An 18149-nucleotide genomic window follows, 5' to 3' on the forward strand; every position below is an offset into this window, starting at 1 on the left:
ACCCTTGCAGCACTGAATTGCTGCATGTGCGATTGCACGGGACGGTCTCGTCCGATCAGATGACGTCGAGCACCAGCCCCCGGTCGCGCGCTTCCTCGGCCTCGATATACCAGTTGGACGGTGCCTTCTCGCGCAGCTCCTCGAACGTCACCTGGCTGTCGCGGACGATCGCGTGGAAGCCCTCCTCCTCAATCTCGATCGAATGCTCGACCTCGTGGAGCGCGGCCTTGATCGATGCTACCACCATCCGCAGCGGCCCGTTGAGGTCGATCTGCTTGGTGATCTGCCGCTCGTGCAGCATCAGGCGCGTATGCCGCGTCAGGAACCGACGCGCGACCGGGAACGCCGCCATGAAGGTCGCCCCCGCCGAATAGACCGCGACCTTGCCGAGAAACAGGATTTCGCGCCCGTCGTGATCCTCGAGCAGGCGGATATCGTCCGCCATCGTCCGCGCGACCTCCGGGTCGCCCCCGAGCGTGGTCAGCGCGATGACGAGCGTCCCTTCCGCCGGGCAATTGCCAAGCTGGGCACGAAAGTTCTCGTACATCAGCTGGTCGACCGTGCCGGACAGGCGGATGTGCGGATTGGCGAGCAGGGGATAGCGCGGGTCTGACATGATCGCGGAAACCGGCGGGGCGGCGGCGGGGTTCCCGGCGCAGTGAAATTCGCCTGCGCGCACCCTTTTGCGACACAGACTCGATCTTTGCCTTGATGCCGGCCTGCTTGAGAACTGCGATCGCGGTAAACCGTTTGCGGGTCCCGGCATCGACCGTGAAATGCAGATCGGTGATAGGACTATACCCGATCTCGTGATCGCCCTTTCCATTGCGGACGAACGAACACCCATGCTCCCGTAGCAGGCGCTTCAAGTCACGGCCGTAGCCCGTAACCATCAGGCTGCGACCGGGACCGTGCTTTCGTGAAACGCAACCAGCCGAAGCGCATGCGGTCCGGAACGGCGGTCCTCATCGATCAGATGCGCATTATCGGAAATCAGTTCGGGCATCACCGCAGCGGCGCGGTCGCGCAACCGTTCCAGCGTGTCGCCCTCGGTCACGAGACCCGGGACGTCGCAATCGACGGTGTACCAGATATGCGCCTCTGGGTCATAGGCCGCATGAAGAGTCCAAAGCGCCATCGGTGCCTCCGTAGATCCCGACGATAGGCCGGGAAGCCGAAGCCTTCAAGCTTCCACCCGGGAGGCTGCAGGTTGTCGCGGCGAACGTCTGACAGGAAGTCCCCGTCATAGGTTCGCCGCAACCATCCGTTCCCTCAATAAACGCGCTTCTTCGGCTTGATGTATTCCGCATCGTCCGTGAGCGTGTAATCGTGCACCGGGCGATAGCCCATCTCGACCTTGCCCGCCTTGCCGCCCCAGCCGCCGAACGTCGCGGTTGTGTGCTTCATCCAGTTCGCGTCGTCGCGATCGGGATAGTCCTCGTTCACATGCGCGCCGCGCGATTCCTTGCGGTTCGCAGCACTCTCCATCGTCACGACCGCCTGCGCAAGCAGATTGTCGAGCTCGAGCGTCTCGACCAGATCGGTGTTCCAGATCATCGAGCGATCGGTGACGTGGACGTCCTGAAGCCGCTCGTACGTCGCGGTGATCTTCTGCTGCCCTTCGGAAAGCAGCGCATTGTCGCGGAACACCGCGCAATGCTTCTGCATCGTGCGCTGCATCTCGATCCGGATTTGCGCGGTGGGCGAGCTGCCGTTGGCGTTGCGGAACGTGTCGAGACGACCGAGCGCCATCTCCTCCGACCCCTTGGGGAGCGGATTGTGCGGCGTATCGGGCTTGAGCGTTTCCTTGAGCCGCAGGCCCGTTGCACGACCGAACACGACGAGATCGATCAGCGAGTTCGAGCCCAGGCGGTTCGCGCCATGGACCGAAACGCATGCCGCCTCGCCGACCGCGAACAGGCCGGGGACGACCGCATCGGGGTTGCCGTCGCGCAGGTGGACGACTTCACCGTGATAGTTCGTCGGGATACCGCCCATGTTGTAATGGACGGTCGGCGTCACCGGCAGCGGCTGGCGAGTCAGGTCAACGTTGGCAAAGATCTTGCCCGTCTCGGTGATGCCCGGAAGCCGCTCTGCCAACACCTTGGGATCGATGTGATCGAGGTGGAGGAAGATGTGGTCCTTATGCTCGCCGACACCGCGGCCTTCGCGCATTTCCAGCGCCATCGAGCGCGACACGACGTCGCGCGACGCCAGGTCCTTCGCCGACGGAGCATAGCGCTCCATGAAGCGCTCGCCCTCGGAGTTGGTGAGATAGCCGCCCTCGCCGCGCGCACCCTCGGTGATGAGGACGCCCGCGCCGTAGATGCCGGTCGGGTGGAACTGGACGAACTCCATGTCCTGCAGCGGGAGCCCCGCGCGGAGCACCATCGCATTGCCGTCGCCGGTGCAGGTGTGCGCCGAGGTCGCCGAGAAGTAGGTGCGGCCATAGCCCCCCGTCGCCAGCACGACCGAATGCGCGCGGAAGCGGTGAATCGACCCGTCGTCCATGCACAAGGCGATCACGCCGCGGCAGACGCCGTTTTCCATGATCAGGTCGAGCGCGAAATATTCGACGTAGAAGTCCGCGTCATACTTCAGGCTCTGCTGGTACAAAGCGTGGAGCATCGCGTGGCCGGTGCGATCGGCGGCAGCGCAGGTGCGCTGGACCGGAGGCCCCTCGCCCATATTCTGCATGTGCCCGCCGAACGGACGCTGGTAGATCGTCCCGTTTTCGTTGCGGCTGAACGGCACGCCCGCGTGCTCGAGCTCATACACCGCCTGCGGTGCTTCGCGCACCATGTACTCGATCGCGTCCTGGTCGCCGAGCCAGTCGGAACCCTTGACGGTATCGTACATGTGCCACGACCAATGATCGGGCGAATTGTTGCCGAGGCTCGCCGCGATGCCGCCCTGCGCCGCAACCGTGTGGCTGCGCGTCGGGAACACCTTGGTGATGCACGCGGTCTTCAGGCCGCTTTCTGCGATTCCCATGGTCGCCCGGAGACCCGAGCCACCCGCACCCACGACGACGGCGTCATAGGTATGGTCGATGATCTTATATGCCTCAGGCATGCGGAACTCCGGTGGTTGCGGTGAAGGCGACCTTGAGGATCGCGAAGATGGCGATGCCCGCGGTCACGACGGTGAAGAAGTTGAGCGCGACCATCGCGAGCACCCGGCTCTCGGCGTGTGCATAATCCTCGATCAGCACCTGCATCCCGAGCCGGAAGTGGTAGAAGACCGAGGCGATCAGCAACGCCATCGGGATCGCCGCCCAGCTCGACGACAGCCAGGTGTGGACCGTATCGTAATCATAGGCGGGCAACCGCAGGATCGCGATGAAGAACCACAGCATCAGGAACAGGTTGGCACCCGCCGTGAGACGTTGCTGCCACCAGTGATGCGTGCCTTCCTTGGCACTGCCGAGACCGCGCACGCGGCCGAGTTCGGTTCCGTAGCGCATCTTATTTGAACCCCAGGAGATAGATCCAGATCACCGCGGTCGCCGCGACCGAGAAGACCATCGTGCCAAGCGCGCCGGTCCGGTTGCGCTTGAGCTCATAGCCGGCACCCGTATCCATGACGAGATGGCGGACACCGCTCGCCATGTGCTGGAAGAACGACAGCGTCAGCCCGATCCCGAACAGATAGCCGAGCGCGCCCCCGGCGAATTCGCCGAACACGTAGTGGAACGTCGCATAGGTCGCCGGACCACCCGAGATCGCGGCCAGCCACCATACCATGACCAGCGTGCCGACCGTGGCCATGCCGCTGCCGGTGACGCGGTGGAGGATCGAGACCGTCATGTGCGGGCCCCATTTCCAGATGGTCAGGTGCGGGCTGAGCGGCCGTGCGCGTTTCGTCGTGGGGGTCGTGCTGGCCAAGGCGGCGTGTCCTCATCGGTTGCAGGGTCGATTGCGGGTCGATTGCGGGTTGGTGCCCTCTTAATCCGACGAGCCGATGATGCAAGGATTCTGCATGATGATGCAGATGCATGCGCTGCAATCATCCGAACGGGCGGTTACTCCGCGTTAACCAGAGGACGTTACGCCGTGCCCAGGCCGTCATGCGCGCTGGCCTTACCCGATACGGAGCGTCCGCCTTGAACCCCAGTGAATTGCCCGCCCCCGGTGCGGTTGCCGCGACGATCGACATTCGCGCCCGGCTGCGCGCGTTCGATTTCGACAATACCCTGGAAACGGCCGCGCGCGACGTGTGGACCGTGCTCGAACGCGACGCCGGCGAGATCGCGCTCGCCTTCTGGGGGCAGTGGCGGCGCGCCGGGCTCGGCGATCGGAGCTGGCAGCCGCACGAGGAGACCAAGATGGTCGAACTCGGCATCGCCTTCCTGCGAAACCGCTTTTGTGACGTGAGCGGGCGGGCGTGGGTCGAGTCGATGGAGCGCTCGGTTTCGGCCGGCTATGTCGCGGGGGTTTCGACGATGGCCTTGCTGTCGATGACCTGCGCGAGCGACCGCGCCGCGCTCGATATCCTGTTCAAGCGGCTGAAGACCGACGACCCGCGCCTGCCCGTCTTCATCGACACGATCCTGCGGCTGACCGGGCTCGAAAGCGAGATCACGGTCGAAATCTACAACGCCTATTGCGCGCATAGCGCCGCGTGCGAACGCGACCGGCTGGCGGACGAATTCCGCGAGGGGATCGCGCTGACGGTCGAGCAGGCGACACAGGAGTCCGGCGTGCTGCGCGGCCAGTCGGTCCGCACCTCGACGTCGGCGCGCGGGATGCTCGGCAAGACGAGCGAAGTCGCCGCCGCCGCCGAACAGTCCGCAGTCGCGATGCGCGAGGCGGCGCAGACCGCCGCCGGGCTGATCCGCGCGATCGAGGATGCGCGCACCGAAGTCGAAGCGGCCGCCGAAATCGCGAACCGCGCGTCCACGCAGGCGGGCGCAGCGGTCGGCATGTCCGAAACGCTGAGCGACCATGCAAAATCGATCGAATCGATCCTCGGGCTGATCCGCGACATTGCCGGCCAGACCAATCTCCTCGCGCTCAATGCCACGATCGAGGCGGCTCGCGCAGGAGACGCGGGTCGTGGCTTCGCGGTGGTCGCGCAGGAGGTGAAGAGCCTCGCCAACCAGACCGCGCGTGCGACCGACGACATCGCCGCGAAGATCGCCGCGATCCAGTCCGCAACGCGCTCGACCGTCGAAACCAACGCGTCGATCAAGTCAACCGTCGCCGAGGTACAGGAAAGCGCGAACCGCATCCGCTTCGCCATGGAAGCGCAGGCGCAGACCGTCACCGCGATCACCGCAGCGGTCGACGAGACCGCGCTGGCGGCGGACTCGATGTCGAACACGATTACCGCGATCCGCGAGGATACCGAGACCGTGGCGTCCGAAATCGACAGGGTCGGGCGCGGGTTCGACTCGCTCGATCACAAGCTCGGCGCGCTGAAAAGCAGCGCCGGGGAATTCGTCGCGAAGGTCGCCGCGTAAGCCACCAATGCCAGTACCGCGTATTCAAGGATATCCCGCCATGGCGGATCATGACGGCCAACTCGCACGCGACTTTGCCGTGCCCGGCGGCTGGAGCGGCGAGAACCGCTCCGCCGCGCAGCGCGTCGCGGACTATGACTGGGACAATACGATTCTGGCCGCGGGGGCGGAGATCGCCGAGATCATCACCGGGCAAGAGCGCGCGATTTCACGGACCTTCTGGAACCACTATCTCGCATTGGCCATGTCCGCGCATATCCGCAGCCGCTTCGACGAGGACTATATGGCGGCGCGCGTAGCGGATAGCGCGCGGTATACGCTCGTCAAATATGCCAGGCCCGACAAGGACGACTGGGCGCACATGGCGGCTCGCCACGTCGCCGAATCGCAGCATGCGGGCATCCCGCTGCAGGCGCTGCTGTCGTCGCTGAGCTTTGCGCACAGCTGCACGCTACGGCTGATCGAGGACAGGCTGGGCGCGGGATCGCCACGGTTCCGGGTGCTCGCCGACGCGGTTCAGCGGCTGGCTCTGGTCGAGGCGGGCGTGATGGCCTCCTATCTGGGCACGCATGATGCCGAACGCGCGCGTATCGAGCGACAGGGCCGGTCGAGCCAGTTCAGCGCGACCATTGCGACCGCGATCAAGGGGGCGGCGGCACTTGGTGACCGGCTCAGGGTCCAGGCGCAGGGGGCGGCGCGATCGACTCGCGGCATGATCGGCAAGACCAGCGAAGTCGCCGCCGCCGCCGAGGAATCGGCGCTGGCCATGCGCGAGGCGGCACAGACCGCCGGCGGTCTGATCCGCGCGATCGAGGATGCGCGCACCGAGGTCGAGGCCGCGACCCAGATCGCGACCCGCGCCTCGACTCAGGCCGGGACCGCAGTCTGCATGTCGGAAACGCTGAGCGATCATGCGAAGTCGATCGAATCGATCCTCGGCCTGATTCGTGATATTGCCGGACAGACCAATCTCCTCGCCCTCAACGCGACGATCGAGGCGGCACGCGCCGGGGATGCGGGGCGTGGCTTTGCGGTGGTCGCGCAGGAGGTCAAGAGCCTCGCCAGCCAGACCGCGCGCGCGACCGACGACATCGCCGCCAAGATCGCCGCGATCCAGTCCGCGACCCGCTCGACCGTCACGACCAACGCCTCGATCAAGACAACCGTCGCCGAAGTGCAGGAGAGCGCCAACCGGATCCGGTTCGCGATGGAAGCGCAGGCGCAGACCGTGACCGCGATCACCGCGGCGGTCGACGAGACCGCGATGGCGGCGGATTCGATGTCGCATACGATCGCCACGATCCGCGAGGATACCGAGCATGTCGCCGGCGAGATCGATACGCTCGAACGCGACTTCGGCGAGGTGGACGACGAACTGCGCAAGCTCAAGGGGGCAGCGGACAGCTTTTCGGCGAGCGTCGCCGCCTGACGGCGGGGCGTTTTCGCCGAACGGCGGGGGTTGGTCGCGGCGGGCGATCCCGGTAGTGCGGGGGGATGACCAACATCCTCCTCACCGGCTCCTCACGTGGCATCGGCGCCGCGATCGCAACCGCGCTCGATCGTCCGGACGTCGCGCTCGTCGGGCATGGCACGCGCAGCGGAATCCCTGCGGACTTCGCCGATCCGTCGGCACCCCGCGCCCTGTGGGACGCTGCGCTCGACCGGCTCGACGGGACGATCGACGTGCTCATCAACAACGCGGGCGTGTTCGACGCCAATCCGATCGACCGCGCCGATTCCGAATGGGTCGCGGACTGGGAGCGCACGATGCGGATCAACCTGACAGCGTCGGCCGAACTGTGCCGCCTCGCGGTGCTCCACTGGCAGGCCCGCGGAGTCAGTGGGCGGATCGTCAACATCGCGAGCCGTGCCGCCTATCGTGGCGATTCACCCGCGCACTGGCATTACGCCGCGTCGAAGGCGGGGATGGTCGCGATGACCAAGAGCATTGCGCGGGGCTATGCCGGACAGGGGATCCTGGCCTTCGCGGTCTGCCCGGGGTTCACGATGACGGGGATGGCGGAAGAGTATTTGTCGAGCCGCGGCGGGGACAAGCTGCTCGCGGACATCCCGCTCGGCCGGGTCGCGATGCCGGAGGAAGTGGCGGAGGTCGCCCGCTTCCTCGCGCTGGACGCGCCACCGTCGATGACGGGTGCGGTGCTCGACGTGAATGGCGCAAGCTACGTCCGCTGAGGTCTAAACTCCCCCCTACCCACTTCCCCGGCGAAGGCCGGGGCCCAGGAGTGGCCCAGCGGTAAGGAGGCGCAGCACTTGCTACCCCGGCCCTCTCGACTGGGCCCAGGCCTTCGCCGGGGAAGCGATCAACGGAAAAATCACCGCAACGCGCGCAGCCGTTCCATATCCTCGGGCCGGTCGATATCGAGCAGGTCCGCTTCGGGTGCGATCACATGCCGTCCTGCGCGGACCATCGCCCGCGCGCCCTCGTCGCCTTCCAGCGTCAACAGCGCGTCGAACTGGTCCGCGCCAAACACCGCAGGCGGGCTCGGATAGACGCCGTTGCTCGACGCGATCACTGCGTCAGGCCCTGTCACCGCCTCCAGCAGCCGGTAAACATGCGTCGCAGTGACGCGCGGCATATCGGCCAGTACGATCACCACGGCGGCACATCCGATCTCGCGCGCGGCCGCGACGCCGAGCTTGACGGACCCCGACATGCCGTCGCCGGGATCGTCATTGTGGATCACCCGATAGCCGCACCTGCCGAAGTCGAGGTCGGACCCGGAGCAGACCGCAAGCCGAGCCTTGAACGGCACGCTCTCCAGCGCGGTGACGACGTGGAACGCAAGCGGTTTGCCAAGAAATGGCTGCTTGAGCTTGTCGGTATCGCCGAACCGCTCGGAACGGCCCGCCGCCAGCAGGACGAGAATGCAATGCTCGGCGGCGATCCCCATCGTCATCCCCTCTTGCGTTCGCCGGCGTTGAACGCGCCGACCATCGCGGCGGCGATCGAAAGCGCGATTTCGGCAGGGCCGACCGCACCGATATCGAGCCCGACCGGCGCATCGATCCGGTCGAGGTCCGCCTCGGACACGCCCGCCGCCGCGAGCCGCTCGCGGCGCGCGGCGTGGCTGCGGCGCGATCCCAGCGCGCCGACGTAAGCGGTCGGGCGCGCCAGCGCCGCGATCAGCGCCGGGTCGTCGATCTTCGTGTCGTGGCTCAGCGTCACCACCGCGCTCGCGGGACCTGGATCGAGCGCCTCGACCGCCTCGTCGGGCCAGCGGTCGTCGAGCGTGACGCCGGGAAAGCGTTCCTCGGTCAGGAAGCGCGCGCGCGGATCGATCACGGTCGTCGCAATCCCGAGTTCGCGCACCAGACCGGCAAGTGCTTGCGCGATCTGCACCGCACCGACGATCAGCAGGCGGCGCGGCGGATCGTAGCGATTGACGAACGCCGCCCCGTCCTGCGGGCGGAGCGAGCTCTGCCCCGAGGCGAGATCGGTCGTGACCGCCAGCCCCTTGCCGGTATCCCGCGCTTCGGCGATGCGATCGAACAGTTCGGGGTCGAACCCTTCCGCCGATACCGGCTGGACCAGCACCGAAATCTCGCCACCGCACGGCAGCCCGACTTCCCAGGCTGCCGCATCGGCGATGCCGTAATTCTTGAGCTGGAACGGCGCGCCCGCGATGACGTCGGCGGCGGTGGCGAGGATATCGCTCTCGACGCATCCGCCCGAGACGGATCCCTCGAAACGGCCGTCGGCGTGGACTAGCATATGGCTCCCGCGTGGTCGCGGTGCAGAGCCCCAGGTCGACACCACCGTGGCAAGCGCGAGCGGCGCGCCTTTCCACTGGGTCGCTGCATTCAGGACGGAATCGTTATCGGCCATTTCACTCCCTCTCCCGCTTGCGGGAGAGGGCCGGGGCGAGGGGCGTGCCGATACCTGGCCGTCACACGTCTCGCACTGCCCTCTCCCCAAGCGATCACATATCCGGCAATCCGCCGAGGATCTTGTCGAGCGTCAACGGGAAGTCGCGGACCCGCACCCCGCAGGCATTGTAAATCGCGTTGGTCACCGCAGCGCCTGCGCCCGAAATCGACAGTTCACCGAGTCCCTTGACGCCGATCGGATTGGCATGCCGGTCGATATGCTCGACGAACAGCACATCGAGCGGGGGCACGTCGGCATGGCTCGGCACGTGATATTCGCCGAGGTCGCTGTTGACGAACGCACCGTGGCGCTGGTCAAGCATCGCGTCCTCCATCAGCGCATAACCGATGCCCCAGATCATCCCGCCGATCGCCTGGCTGCGCGCAAGCTTGGCGTTGAGGATCCGTCCAGCCTCGAACACGCCGAGCATCCGGCGCACGCGAACTTCGCCGGTCACGCTGTTGACCGCGACCTCGGCGAATTGCGCGCCGTGCGCGGCCTGGCTGAAGGTCTTGGCGTTGCTGCCCTGGCTGATCTTGCCCAGCGCGACCAGCGGTTCGCCGCCGACCAGTTCCGAGAGCGGCACGCGCCGGTTGCCCGCGATCGCGTGCCCGTCCTTGAGCGTCATGTCCTTGGGGTCGGCCTGCATCCGCTCGGCCAGCGTCGCAACGATATCCTCGCACGCCAGCGCGACCGACGAACCCGCGCTCGCCGCGCCGAACGACCCACCCGACCCCGCGCCCGGCGGCAGTTCGGTATCGCCGAGGATCACGTCGACGCAGTCCATCGGCAGCCCGAGCGATTCGCCCGCAATCTGGCCGAGGATCGTGTAGCTGCCGGTACCGACGTCGGTCATGTCGGTCTCGACCCGCGCCCGGCCATCGGACGACAGGGTGACACGCGCCTGCGAATCGACCAGCAGGTTGATCCGCACCGCTGCCGCCATCCCCATGCCGATCAGCCACTCGCCGTCGCGCACCTGCCCGGGTCGCGCGCCGCGCTTGGCCCAGCCGAAGCGCTCCGCGCCTTTATCGAGACATTCGACCAACGCGCGAGTCGAGAAGGGCGCGCCGGTCATCGGGTCGACCGGGGGCTCGTTGAGCTTGCGGAAATCGATCGGATCGCGGCCGAGTGCCTCGGCCATCTCATCGATCGCGGTCTCGAGCGCGAGCATGCCGACCGCCTCGCCCGGCGCACGCACCGCGCCAGCCTGCACCATGTCGAGCGTCACGATCTTGTGCGTGAAGTGCCGGACCGGCGCATCGTACAAGGCGATCGAGCCGAGCGCGACCGGCTCCATGAAGCCGCCGTCCGGGCCCTGACTCACCACACTGTCGTGCGCAAGCGCGGTCAGCTTTCCGTCCTTGTCGCACGCGAGCCTGATCCGCTGGTTGGTATCGGTGCGGCGATAGATGTTGTGGAACAACTGCTGTCGCGCCATCGCGATCTTGACCGGACGCCCGATCTTCTGCGCTGCGATCGCCGCGAGCACCGCTTCCGGTCCGAGCAACTTTCCACCGAACCCGCCGCCGATATAGGGGGAAAGGATCCGCACCTTCTCCGCCGGGATCCCGACCGCCTTGGCAAGGATACCCTTGGCAGCATGGAGAATCTGTAGGCTCGAATGGAGCGTAAGCATATCGCCGTCCCACACCGCCACCGAGGCGTGCGGTTCCATCGCGGCATGAACCTGATTGGGCGTCGTGTAGACCTGATCGATCGTGACAGCAGCCTCGGCCATCGCCGCGTCGATATCACCCTTGGCAATATCCTGCAGTCGCGAGTCCTTGGGCGGGCCGCTCGCGCCTTCGACACCCGCCATCGTGTCGAAATGGCCCTGCTCGGACTCGATCGTCATCGTCACCGATTTGGCCGCATCGCGTGCCGCCTCGAAGCTGGTCGCGACCGCGACGCCGACGACCTGGTCCCAGTGATCGATCGCGTCATTCCCGGCGTGCGCCGGCGTAAAGGCTGCGGCCTGTCGGGGAATGCGCGGATCGTCGACGATAATGTCGAGAACCCCCGGCAAACTCCGCGCGGCATCAGTATCGAAGTGCGTGATCTTGCCCTTGGCGGCGGGGGCGGTGATCAGATAGCCGTACGCCACCTCCCCCGCGACGGGGTGCTCATAGCCATAGCGCGCGGCACCGCTGACCTTGAGCGCACCTTCGCTACGGTCAAGCCCGGCACCGAGCACCCCCTGGACGCCACGTTCCAGCGCGAGGCCGGAGTGGTCGGCGTCCATTTTATAATCGGCCATGATGTTCCCCGCGCGCGAGCCTGCCCTTAAAGCTCGGGCAGGCCTTCCAAGATCTTATCGAGCGTAAGTGGGTAGTCGCGCACGCGGATGCCAGTGGCGTTGTACACCGCATTCGCGATTGCCGCACCCGCCCCCGAAATCCCTAGCTCGCCGATACCCTTGGCGTGCATCGGGTTGGCGTGGATGTCGCGTTCCTCGAGGAACTCGACTTCGAGCTGCGGAACGTCGGCGTTTACCGGCACATGGTATTCCGCGAGATCGCGGTTCACCAGCTTGCCGTTGCGCGGATCGTGGATCAAATCCTCGGTCAGCGCGGTGCCGATCCCGAAGGTCATCCCGCCAAGGCACTGCGACCGTGCCGTCTTGGCGTTGAGGATCCGCCCAGCGGCAAACACGCCGAGCATACGGCGGACACGGACTTCGCCCGTCACCGCGTTGACGCCGACTTCGGCGAAATGCGCGCCGTAAGACGACTGGCGCGTCTCCTTCTCCTGCTTGCCCGGCTTGATCGCGCCATTCGCCACGATCCCCTCACCCGCGAGTTCCGAGAGCGGAACGCGGCGGTTATCGGCGATCGCATAGCCGTCCTTTAGCGTCATCGCTTCCTCGTCGACGCCCATTGCCTTGGCTAGCTTCTGGCGGATTTCCTGCGCCGCGAGATACACCGACGTCCCGGCGGATCCTGCGCCGAACGAACCGCCCGACCCCGACGAGGTTGGGAAGTTGGTATCGCCGAGCTCCACGTCGACCTGGTCAAGCGGCAGACCGAGCACCTCACCCGCGATCTGGCCGAGGATGGTATACGAGCCGGTGCCGATATCGGTCATGTCCGTCTCGACCGTGGCACGCCCTGCTGCCGACAGCGTGATCCGTGCCTCGGATGGCTGCAGCATGTTCGCGCGCGCCGCGGCTGCCATTCCGATGCCGACGAACCATTCACCGTCACGACGGCTGCCAGGCGTCGCATTGCGCTTGTCCCAGCCGAAACTCTTTGCCCCGACGTCCATGCACCGCACCAGCTGCCGCGACGAGTGCGGAACCTGCGTTTCCGGATCGACTTCGGGCTCGTTGATCTTGCGGAACTCGATCGGGTCGAGCCCCAGCTTCTCCGCCAGCTCATCCATCGCGCCTTCCAGCGCGAGCATCCCGACCGCCTCACCCGGCGCGCGCATCGACCCCGACAACAGCCAGTCGAGCCGGACGATATCGTGATTGATCTCGCGGTTTTCGGCCGCGTACATGAAGTGCGTTGCCTGACCCGTCGGCTCGAAATAATCGTCGTCCGGCAGGTTCGACGTGAGCGTGTCATGTCCCATCGCGGTCAGCTTCCCGTCCGCGGATGCCGCGAGCCGGATGCGCTGCTCGGTGTTGGACCGACGGACGGTCGCGTCGAACACCTGCTGGCGCGCCATCACCGCCTTGACCGGACGACCGAGCGCCTTCGCCGCGAGCGCTGCCGCAACCGACTCCGGCGCAATCCCGAGCTTCGACCCGAAGCCACCGCCGATATAGCGTGCGACGATCCGAACCTTCGACTTGCTGACGCCAAGCGCCGCTGCAAGCTGCTCCACGTCGTTACCCGGCATCTGGTACGACCCGTGAAGAGTCAGCATTCCGCTGTCGTCCCACGTCGCGATGCTGGCGTGCGGCTCCATCGCCGCGCTATTCTGGCTCGGCGTAGTGAAAGTGACGTCGAGCGTCACCGCCGCATCGGCCATCGCCTTGTCGAGATCGCCTTGCGAGAAATGCGCGGGCGTATCCGCGTCGGCTGGCTTCTCGGTCTCGTTCTTCAGTGCCTCGAAATCGAACCGGCCATCGTCCGCCGCGTCGAACTTCACGACGACCTGCTGCGCCGCATCACGCGCCGCCTCGAAGCTTTCCGCCAGCACGATCGCGACGAGTTCGCCGAAATACTGGACGTTCTCGACGCCCTGCGGTGCCTTGGGCGCAAGGCCCTGGCCCGGGGTGGTGAGGAACTTGTCGAAGTCTGTAATGACATCGATGACGCCCGGAAGCGCCTTCGCCACTTCCGAATCGACGCTAGTGATCTTGCCCTTGGCGAACGGTGCGCCGACCAGCACGCCATAAGCCAGGTTCTCGATCTGATATTCGGCCGCATAGGTCGCCGCGCCCGACACCTTGAGCGGACCTTCCTTGCGGTCGAGCGGCTTGCCGATGATTCCCTGCGTGCTCGTATCGAGCAGGCTGTGGGGGACCGGCTTGTCCATCGTCAGGGCATTGGTGCTGCTCATGCGGAAACTCCCGTCAGCTCGCGCAGGCTCGCGATCAACGTGCGGCGTGCGAGCGGAATCTTGAAATCGTTCGTGCCGTAGCCCTTGGCGTCCTTCAGCAACGCATCCGCCGCCGCGTTGAACGCAGCATCGGTCGGAGCCTGCCCGACCAGTGCCGCCTCGACCGCCGGATTACGCCACGGCATCGGACCCAGACCACCGAACGCGAGCGAGGCCGATGCAATCTTGCCGTCCTCGACCGAAACGATCCCGGCGACCGATACGAGCGCGAACGCATAGGACGCACGGTCGCGTACCTTGCGGTACAGCTGTTCGCCCTTGGGTGGCGTCGGCAATTCGACGTGCGTGATCAGTTCACCTGCCTCGAGCACGTTCTCGATCTGCGGCGTGTCGCCCGGAAGGCGATAGAATTCGCCGATCGCGATGCGACGACGGTCGCCATCTGCCTTCAACGTCACGATCGTCGCGTCGAGCGCCTGCATCGCAACCGCCATGTCGCTCGGATGCGTCGCGATGCAATGCTCGCTCGTGCCGAGGATCGCGAGGATGCGGTTGACCCCACCAATCGCGGAGCAACCTGTGCCCGGCTCGCGCTTGTTGCAGGCGGTCGCCTTGTCGTAGAAATAATAACAACGCGTCCGCTGGAGCAGATTGCCCCCGGTCGACGCCTTGTTGCGCAACTGACCCGACGCGCCCGCGAGCAACGCCCGGCTGAGCACCGGATAGCCTGCGACTACGCGTGGATCGGCGGCAAGGTCGCTGTTGGGCACGAGTGCGCCGATCGTCAGGCCGCCATCCTCACGCTCCTCGATCTTGGCGAGATCGAGCCGGCTGATGTCGACCAGCGATTCCGGCGTCTCGATCTGCAGCTTCATCAGGTCGAGCAGGTTGGTCCCGCCCGCGATGAAGCGACCACCCGCGGCGACCGCGGCTTCGGGGCTCTCGGCCCGGCTATAGGCGAAGGTCTTCATGCGTCCGCTGCCTCTTTCTTGGCGGGGGTAAGCCCGGACACTTCGGAAATCGCGTCGACGATATTGGGATAGGCCGAGCAACGGCACAGATTGCCGCTCATCCGCTCCGAAATCTCGTCATTGCCGAGCGACACGCTGTCGAGCTTGTCGCTGACATGGCTCGCCCAGCCCTTCTTGACCTCGTCGAGCATCCCGACAGCCGAGCAGATCTGCCCCGGCGTGCAATAGCCGCACTGATAGCCGTCATGCTTGACGAACGCCGCCTGCATCGGGTGCAGATTGTCCGCGCTGCCAAGACCTTCGATCGTCAGAATGTCATCATCCTGATGCATGACCGCGAGCGTGAGACACGAATTGATTCGGCGCCCGTTGACGAGGACGGTGCACGCTCCGCACTGGCCGTGGTCGCAGCCCTTCTTGGTGCCGGTGAGACCGACGTGTTCGCGGAGTACGTCGAGCAGCGACGCGCGGATATCTGGCTCGACCTCGTGGGTTTCGCCGTTGATGGTGAATTGCATGGGGTATGGCCTCCCTTTCAGCACGGGTTAACGAATATGAACCGAATGGTTTCCGCTTATACCGGCGGTCTACGTCCTTTTTCGTACAGCCTTCGATCAAGCTTTCTGCATCTGGCCGTGCTGTCCCTGGTAGCCGGACCTCCGGCGATGGCGCAAAGTGCGCCGATGGCCACGCCCGCACCGCATCCGCTCTCCCCGCCGATCGTCATTGCGCATCGCGGCGCCAGTGGATTACGCCCCGAACATACCCTTGCCTCCTATTCGCTCGCGATCGAGCAGGGTGCCGATTTCATCGAGCCCGACCTTGTTTTGACCAAGGACAATGTCTTCGTCGCACGCCACGAGAATGACATCACCGGCACGACCAACGTGGCGAGCCACCCCGAATTCGCTGCGCGCCGCACGACCAAGCTGATCGACGGCGAGAGTCACACCGGCTGGTTCACCGAGGATTTCACGCTCGCCGAACTCAAGACGCTCCGCGCAATCGAGCGGTTGCCCAGGCTGCGCCCCGACAATGCCAAATATGACGGCCAGTTCGAAATCCCGACGCTCGCCGAAGTCATCGCGCTGGCAAAACGCCATTCCGTCGGCGGACGGGTCGTCGGCATCTATCCCGAGACTAAGCACCCCAGCTACTTTGCGAGCATCGGCCACCCGATGGACGCACTGCTGGTCGCACAACTCAAGGCGGCGGGCTGGAGCAAGCCGAGCGACCCGGTGTTCATCCAGTCGTTCGAGGTCGCCAACCTCAAGCGCATCCACACCATGACCGGACTACGGCTGATCCAGCTGATGGATTCGAGCGGCGGTCCCGCCGATCATGCCGCACCGAGCTATGCCGAAATGACGACCCCGGAGGGGCTCAAGGCGATCGCGCGTTACGCCTACGGGATCGGCCCCGGCCTCGCGATGATCCAGAATGGCGACGCGGCACCGACCACGCTCGTCGCGGATGCCCACGCCGCCGGGCTGCGGCTCCATCCCTGGACGTTCCGCGCGGAAAATGCATTCCTGCCCAAGAGCCTGCAGGTGGGAACCGATCCGGCAACCCATGGCCATATCGACACCGCAATCCGACGCTATCTCGACCTGGGGATCGACGGTTTCTTCACCGACTTCCCGGGAATTGGGGTACAGGCCCGCAACGCCGCGAAGGAAAACCGATGAAATACCGCCTCTTGCTTGCCGCCACGCTGCTTCCGCTGCTGGCGGGCGGCTGTGTCCGCACGGCGGCGAGCATCGTCACCTTCCCGGTCAAGGCCGTCGGCAAGACGGTCGACTGGACGACGACCAGTCAGTCCGAAGCCGACCGCAACTATGGGAAGAAGATGCGCAAGCAGGAGGAACGCGAAGGCCGCGAGCGCAAGCGCGCGCAAAAGCAGTGCCGCGAGGAGCGCCGCGGGGACTGCTAGGCCTTGCGCCCGCTTTCCCCCAGCACGCGCGCGACCGCGAGCAGTACTTCCGGCCGCACCTGCACCAGCACGTGGCTGCTGCGGACCTCGATCGTCCGGCCGTTCTCGTCATGGCAGATCATGCCGTTGACGAACCCGTCGCTGCGGCTCCAGATCGCCGTCGACGGGACCGGCAGCGGCTCCGCGACCAACTTGCGCTGCGCGAGGACGCTCGGCGCGTCGATCTGCTCGCCCGTCAAAAGCTGGAAGCTGCGCCAGACGTTGGTCGCGCGCGGCGATCCGGCGAACGGTGAGCTGATCGTGATGACCTCGCGCACCAGATCGGGCAGGCGGTGCGCGGCGTAGCGTGCCATGATCCCGCCGAGGCTGACCCCGATCAACGTCACTTTCTCGCCCGTTTCGACTTCCAGCGCGCGGACCCGATCGAGCAGCAAAGCGCCCTGATCGCCAACTGCACGGATCCCGAAATTCCGACCGAGCCCCCAGCCCTCCGCACGATACCCGAGGCTCGTCAGATACCGACGCAAGACCACGAGCGACCGGTCGCTGTTAATCAGCCCGGGCAGCAGCAACACCGGCCGCCCGTCGCCGCGCGGGGCCAGGCCAAGCCGTCGCCGCGCGCCGAGCAGCGACGCCAGCCCGAACGCGGCGCGCGGCAACTCTGCCGCCCATAACAGGCGTGACGGCGGCCTCACGCGGCCAGCCATTCGAGCACGGTGACAGGGAACGGCGTCCACGCACCGATCCGCACGCCAGCGGCGCGCAGCGCGTCGCCGGTCCAGCTGTTGCAGGTGCGGATCGCGTCATAACGACCGGTCGCTGCGTAGAAGGCATCGTCCTGACCGTAGCCACGACGGTGCCAGCCACGCGGCGCAACGCTCGCGCGGACGAACGCGGCAAGTCGGCGATATTCTTCCGGGCGAAGCCTCACGACGCGCACCTGCGCGCCGGGTACGGGTTCTGCAATATGCTCGACATGCAATACCGTCTGCCCGCTGCCGAGCGCGGCGGACACGACCGTCATCGGTCGCACGTCTGCCCAGGTCGGTGTCTCGACGTAGAAACGCCGGTCACCCCAGCCGATCGCGACGTGATCGTAGCCTGCATAGCGTGGATCGCCGAGATCGTTCGCCGGGAAAAACCGACGCCAGTCGACCCCCGCCGCGACCTTGGGCAGAACCAGTCCGGTATGGATTCCATTGCTCTCGACCAGGATCCGTATCCCCCGCGCAGGCTGCGTCGCGGTCGCATTGGTCGGAACCATGCCTCCGATCATCCCCGCCACGCCATAGCCAATTGGCACTAACAGGAAGATAAATAGGGCCATTCCGATCCAGTGACGCAGCTGTGGCATTCGCTTCCTGTTTCATCCCCGACAAA

Annotated in this window: 18 protein-coding genes; 5 read left to right on the top strand and 13 right to left on the bottom strand. The window is 65.8% G+C overall.

Annotated features, from left to right (window positions below; all coding sequences use genetic code 11):
* Positions 1-55: 55 nt before the first annotated feature.
* From RH91_RS00750 to sdhC, 5 genes are all read right to left on the bottom strand, one after another.
* Positions 56-616: an ATP-dependent Clp protease proteolytic subunit gene (locus tag RH91_RS00750; RefSeq protein WP_029623490.1), complete on the bottom strand. Its 561-nt coding sequence runs from the start codon at positions 614-616 to the stop codon at positions 56-58.
* Positions 617-892: 276 nt separating this feature from the next.
* On the bottom strand, positions 893-1138 hold the full coding sequence (locus RH91_RS00755) for a DUF1902 domain-containing protein (RefSeq protein ID WP_010160553.1): 246 nt from the start codon (positions 1136-1138) through the stop codon (positions 893-895).
* A 134-nt stretch (positions 1139-1272) separates the two neighbouring features.
* Entirely contained in the window at positions 1273-3075 is a 1803-nt protein-coding gene (gene sdhA / locus RH91_RS00760; RefSeq protein ID WP_010160554.1) for a succinate dehydrogenase flavoprotein subunit, read from the bottom strand.
* Entirely contained in the window at positions 3068-3466 is a 399-nt protein-coding gene (sdhD, locus tag RH91_RS00765) for a succinate dehydrogenase, hydrophobic membrane anchor protein (protein WP_010160555.1), read from the bottom strand. Before sdhD ends, sdhA begins: the two co-directional genes overlap by 8 nt.
* A 1-nt stretch (position 3467) precedes the next feature.
* Positions 3468-3887 (bottom strand): succinate dehydrogenase, cytochrome b556 subunit, encoded by a 420-nt coding sequence (gene sdhC, locus RH91_RS00770; protein WP_010160556.1) that lies wholly within the window; start codon positions 3885-3887, stop codon positions 3468-3470.
* Positions 3888-4120: 233 nt separating this feature from the next.
* On the opposite strand from sdhC, the gene RH91_RS00775 reads away from it, so the two are divergent.
* The 3 genes from RH91_RS00775 (at position 4121) to RH91_RS00785 (ending at position 7657) form a co-directional block, all read left to right on the top strand.
* The gene (locus RH91_RS00775; protein WP_010160557.1) at positions 4121-5464 is read left to right on the top strand and encodes a methyl-accepting chemotaxis protein; all 1344 of its coding nucleotides are present in this window, start codon (positions 4121-4123) and stop codon (positions 5462-5464) included.
* A 40-nt stretch (positions 5465-5504) separates the two neighbouring features.
* A complete protein-coding gene (locus RH91_RS00780; protein ID WP_010160558.1) occupies positions 5505-6893 on the top strand; it encodes a methyl-accepting chemotaxis protein in 1389 nt (462 codons plus the stop codon).
* 65 nt (positions 6894-6958) lie between these two features.
* Complete coding sequence (locus RH91_RS00785) at positions 6959-7657, top strand: SDR family NAD(P)-dependent oxidoreductase (RefSeq protein ID WP_010160559.1); 699 nt, start codon at positions 6959-6961, stop codon at positions 7655-7657.
* Between the two features lie 140 nt (positions 7658-7797).
* On the opposite strand, the gene RH91_RS00790 is transcribed toward RH91_RS00785, so the two are convergent.
* From RH91_RS00790 to RH91_RS00815, 6 genes are all read right to left on the bottom strand, one after another.
* On the bottom strand, positions 7798-8382 hold the full coding sequence (locus RH91_RS00790; protein ID WP_010160560.1) for a nucleotidyltransferase family protein: 585 nt from the start codon (positions 8380-8382) through the stop codon (positions 7798-7800).
* A complete protein-coding gene (locus RH91_RS00795) occupies positions 8379-9311 on the bottom strand; it encodes an XdhC family protein (protein ID WP_010160561.1) in 933 nt (310 codons plus the stop codon). The genes RH91_RS00790 and RH91_RS00795 overlap by 4 nt, the downstream gene beginning before the upstream one ends.
* A gap of 94 nt (positions 9312-9405) precedes the next feature.
* Positions 9406-11613 carry a xanthine dehydrogenase family protein molybdopterin-binding subunit gene (locus tag RH91_RS00800; protein WP_010160563.1) on the bottom strand — a complete coding sequence of 736 codons (2208 nt, stop codon included), beginning with the start codon at positions 11611-11613 and terminating at the stop codon, positions 9406-9408.
* Positions 11614-11639: 26 nt separating this feature from the next.
* Entirely contained in the window at positions 11640-13865 is a 2226-nt protein-coding gene (locus tag RH91_RS00805; RefSeq protein ID WP_010160564.1) for a xanthine dehydrogenase family protein molybdopterin-binding subunit, read from the bottom strand.
* Positions 13862-14836: an FAD binding domain-containing protein gene (locus RH91_RS00810; RefSeq protein ID WP_010160565.1), complete on the bottom strand. Its 975-nt coding sequence runs from the start codon at positions 14834-14836 to the stop codon at positions 13862-13864. Before RH91_RS00810 ends, RH91_RS00805 begins: the two co-directional genes overlap by 4 nt.
* Positions 14833-15354: a 2Fe-2S iron-sulfur cluster-binding protein gene (locus RH91_RS00815; RefSeq protein ID WP_010160566.1), complete on the bottom strand. Its 522-nt coding sequence runs from the start codon at positions 15352-15354 to the stop codon at positions 14833-14835. The genes RH91_RS00810 and RH91_RS00815 overlap by 4 nt, the downstream gene beginning before the upstream one ends.
* 165 nt (positions 15355-15519) lie before the next feature.
* Here RH91_RS00815 and RH91_RS00820 point away from each other — a divergent pair, with 165 nt between their 5' ends.
* Positions 15520-16524, top strand: a complete 1005-nt coding sequence (locus tag RH91_RS00820) for a glycerophosphodiester phosphodiesterase (protein ID WP_157136812.1) — start codon at positions 15520-15522, stop codon at positions 16522-16524.
* A complete protein-coding gene (locus RH91_RS00825; protein WP_010160568.1) occupies positions 16521-16769 on the top strand; it encodes a hypothetical protein in 249 nt (82 codons plus the stop codon). The genes RH91_RS00820 and RH91_RS00825 overlap by 4 nt, the downstream gene beginning before the upstream one ends.
* On the opposite strand, the gene RH91_RS00830 is transcribed toward RH91_RS00825, so the two are convergent.
* Positions 16766-17464 carry an esterase/lipase family protein gene (locus RH91_RS00830; RefSeq protein ID WP_029623492.1) on the bottom strand — a complete coding sequence of 233 codons (699 nt, stop codon included), beginning with the start codon at positions 17462-17464 and terminating at the stop codon, positions 16766-16768. The genes RH91_RS00825 and RH91_RS00830 overlap by 4 nt on opposite strands.
* Positions 17461-18096: a TIGR02117 family protein gene (locus RH91_RS00835; protein ID WP_232283361.1), complete on the bottom strand. Its 636-nt coding sequence runs from the start codon at positions 18094-18096 to the stop codon at positions 17461-17463. The genes RH91_RS00830 and RH91_RS00835 overlap by 4 nt, the downstream gene beginning before the upstream one ends.
* Positions 18097-18149: the final 53 nt, after the last annotated feature.

The organism is Sphingomonas sp. PAMC 26617, assembly GCF_000242835.1.
Classification (GTDB): domain Bacteria; phylum Pseudomonadota; class Alphaproteobacteria; order Sphingomonadales; family Sphingomonadaceae; genus Sphingomonas.

Excerpts from the sequence above, each read along its gene's own strand:
- RH91_RS00750 (WP_029623490.1), bottom strand. The coding sequence starts at position 616 with ATGTCAGACCCGCGCTATCCCCTGCTCGCCAATCCGCACATCCGCCTG.
- RH91_RS00755 (WP_010160553.1), bottom strand. The coding sequence starts at position 1,138 with ATGGCGCTTTGGACTCTTCATGCGGCCTATGACCCAGAGGCGCATATC.
- sdhA (WP_010160554.1), bottom strand. The coding sequence starts at position 3,075 with ATGCCTGAGGCATATAAGATCATCGACCATACCTATGACGCCGTCGTC.
- sdhD (WP_010160555.1), bottom strand. The coding sequence starts at position 3,466 with ATGCGCTACGGAACCGAACTCGGCCGCGTGCGCGGTCTCGGCAGTGCC.
- RH91_RS00780 (WP_010160558.1), top strand. The coding sequence starts at position 5,505 with ATGGCGGATCATGACGGCCAACTCGCACGCGACTTTGCCGTGCCCGGC.
- RH91_RS00785 (WP_010160559.1), top strand. The coding sequence starts at position 6,959 with ATGACCAACATCCTCCTCACCGGCTCCTCACGTGGCATCGGCGCCGCG.
- RH91_RS00790 (WP_010160560.1), bottom strand. The coding sequence starts at position 8,382 with ATGACGATGGGGATCGCCGCCGAGCATTGCATTCTCGTCCTGCTGGCG.
- RH91_RS00795 (WP_010160561.1), bottom strand. The coding sequence starts at position 9,311 with ATGGCCGATAACGATTCCGTCCTGAATGCAGCGACCCAGTGGAAAGGC.
- RH91_RS00800 (WP_010160563.1), bottom strand. The coding sequence starts at position 11,613 with ATGGCCGATTATAAAATGGACGCCGACCACTCCGGCCTCGCGCTGGAA.
- RH91_RS00805 (WP_010160564.1), bottom strand. The coding sequence starts at position 13,865 with ATGAGCAGCACCAATGCCCTGACGATGGACAAGCCGGTCCCCCACAGC.
- RH91_RS00810 (WP_010160565.1), bottom strand. The coding sequence starts at position 14,836 with ATGAAGACCTTCGCCTATAGCCGGGCCGAGAGCCCCGAAGCCGCGGTC.
- RH91_RS00815 (WP_010160566.1), bottom strand. The coding sequence starts at position 15,354 with ATGCAATTCACCATCAACGGCGAAACCCACGAGGTCGAGCCAGATATC.
- RH91_RS00820 (WP_157136812.1), top strand. The coding sequence starts at position 15,520 with ATGGCCACGCCCGCACCGCATCCGCTCTCCCCGCCGATCGTCATTGCG.
- RH91_RS00825 (WP_010160568.1), top strand. The coding sequence starts at position 16,521 with ATGAAATACCGCCTCTTGCTTGCCGCCACGCTGCTTCCGCTGCTGGCG.
- RH91_RS00835 (WP_232283361.1), bottom strand. The coding sequence starts at position 18,096 with ATGGCCCTATTTATCTTCCTGTTAGTGCCAATTGGCTATGGCGTGGCG.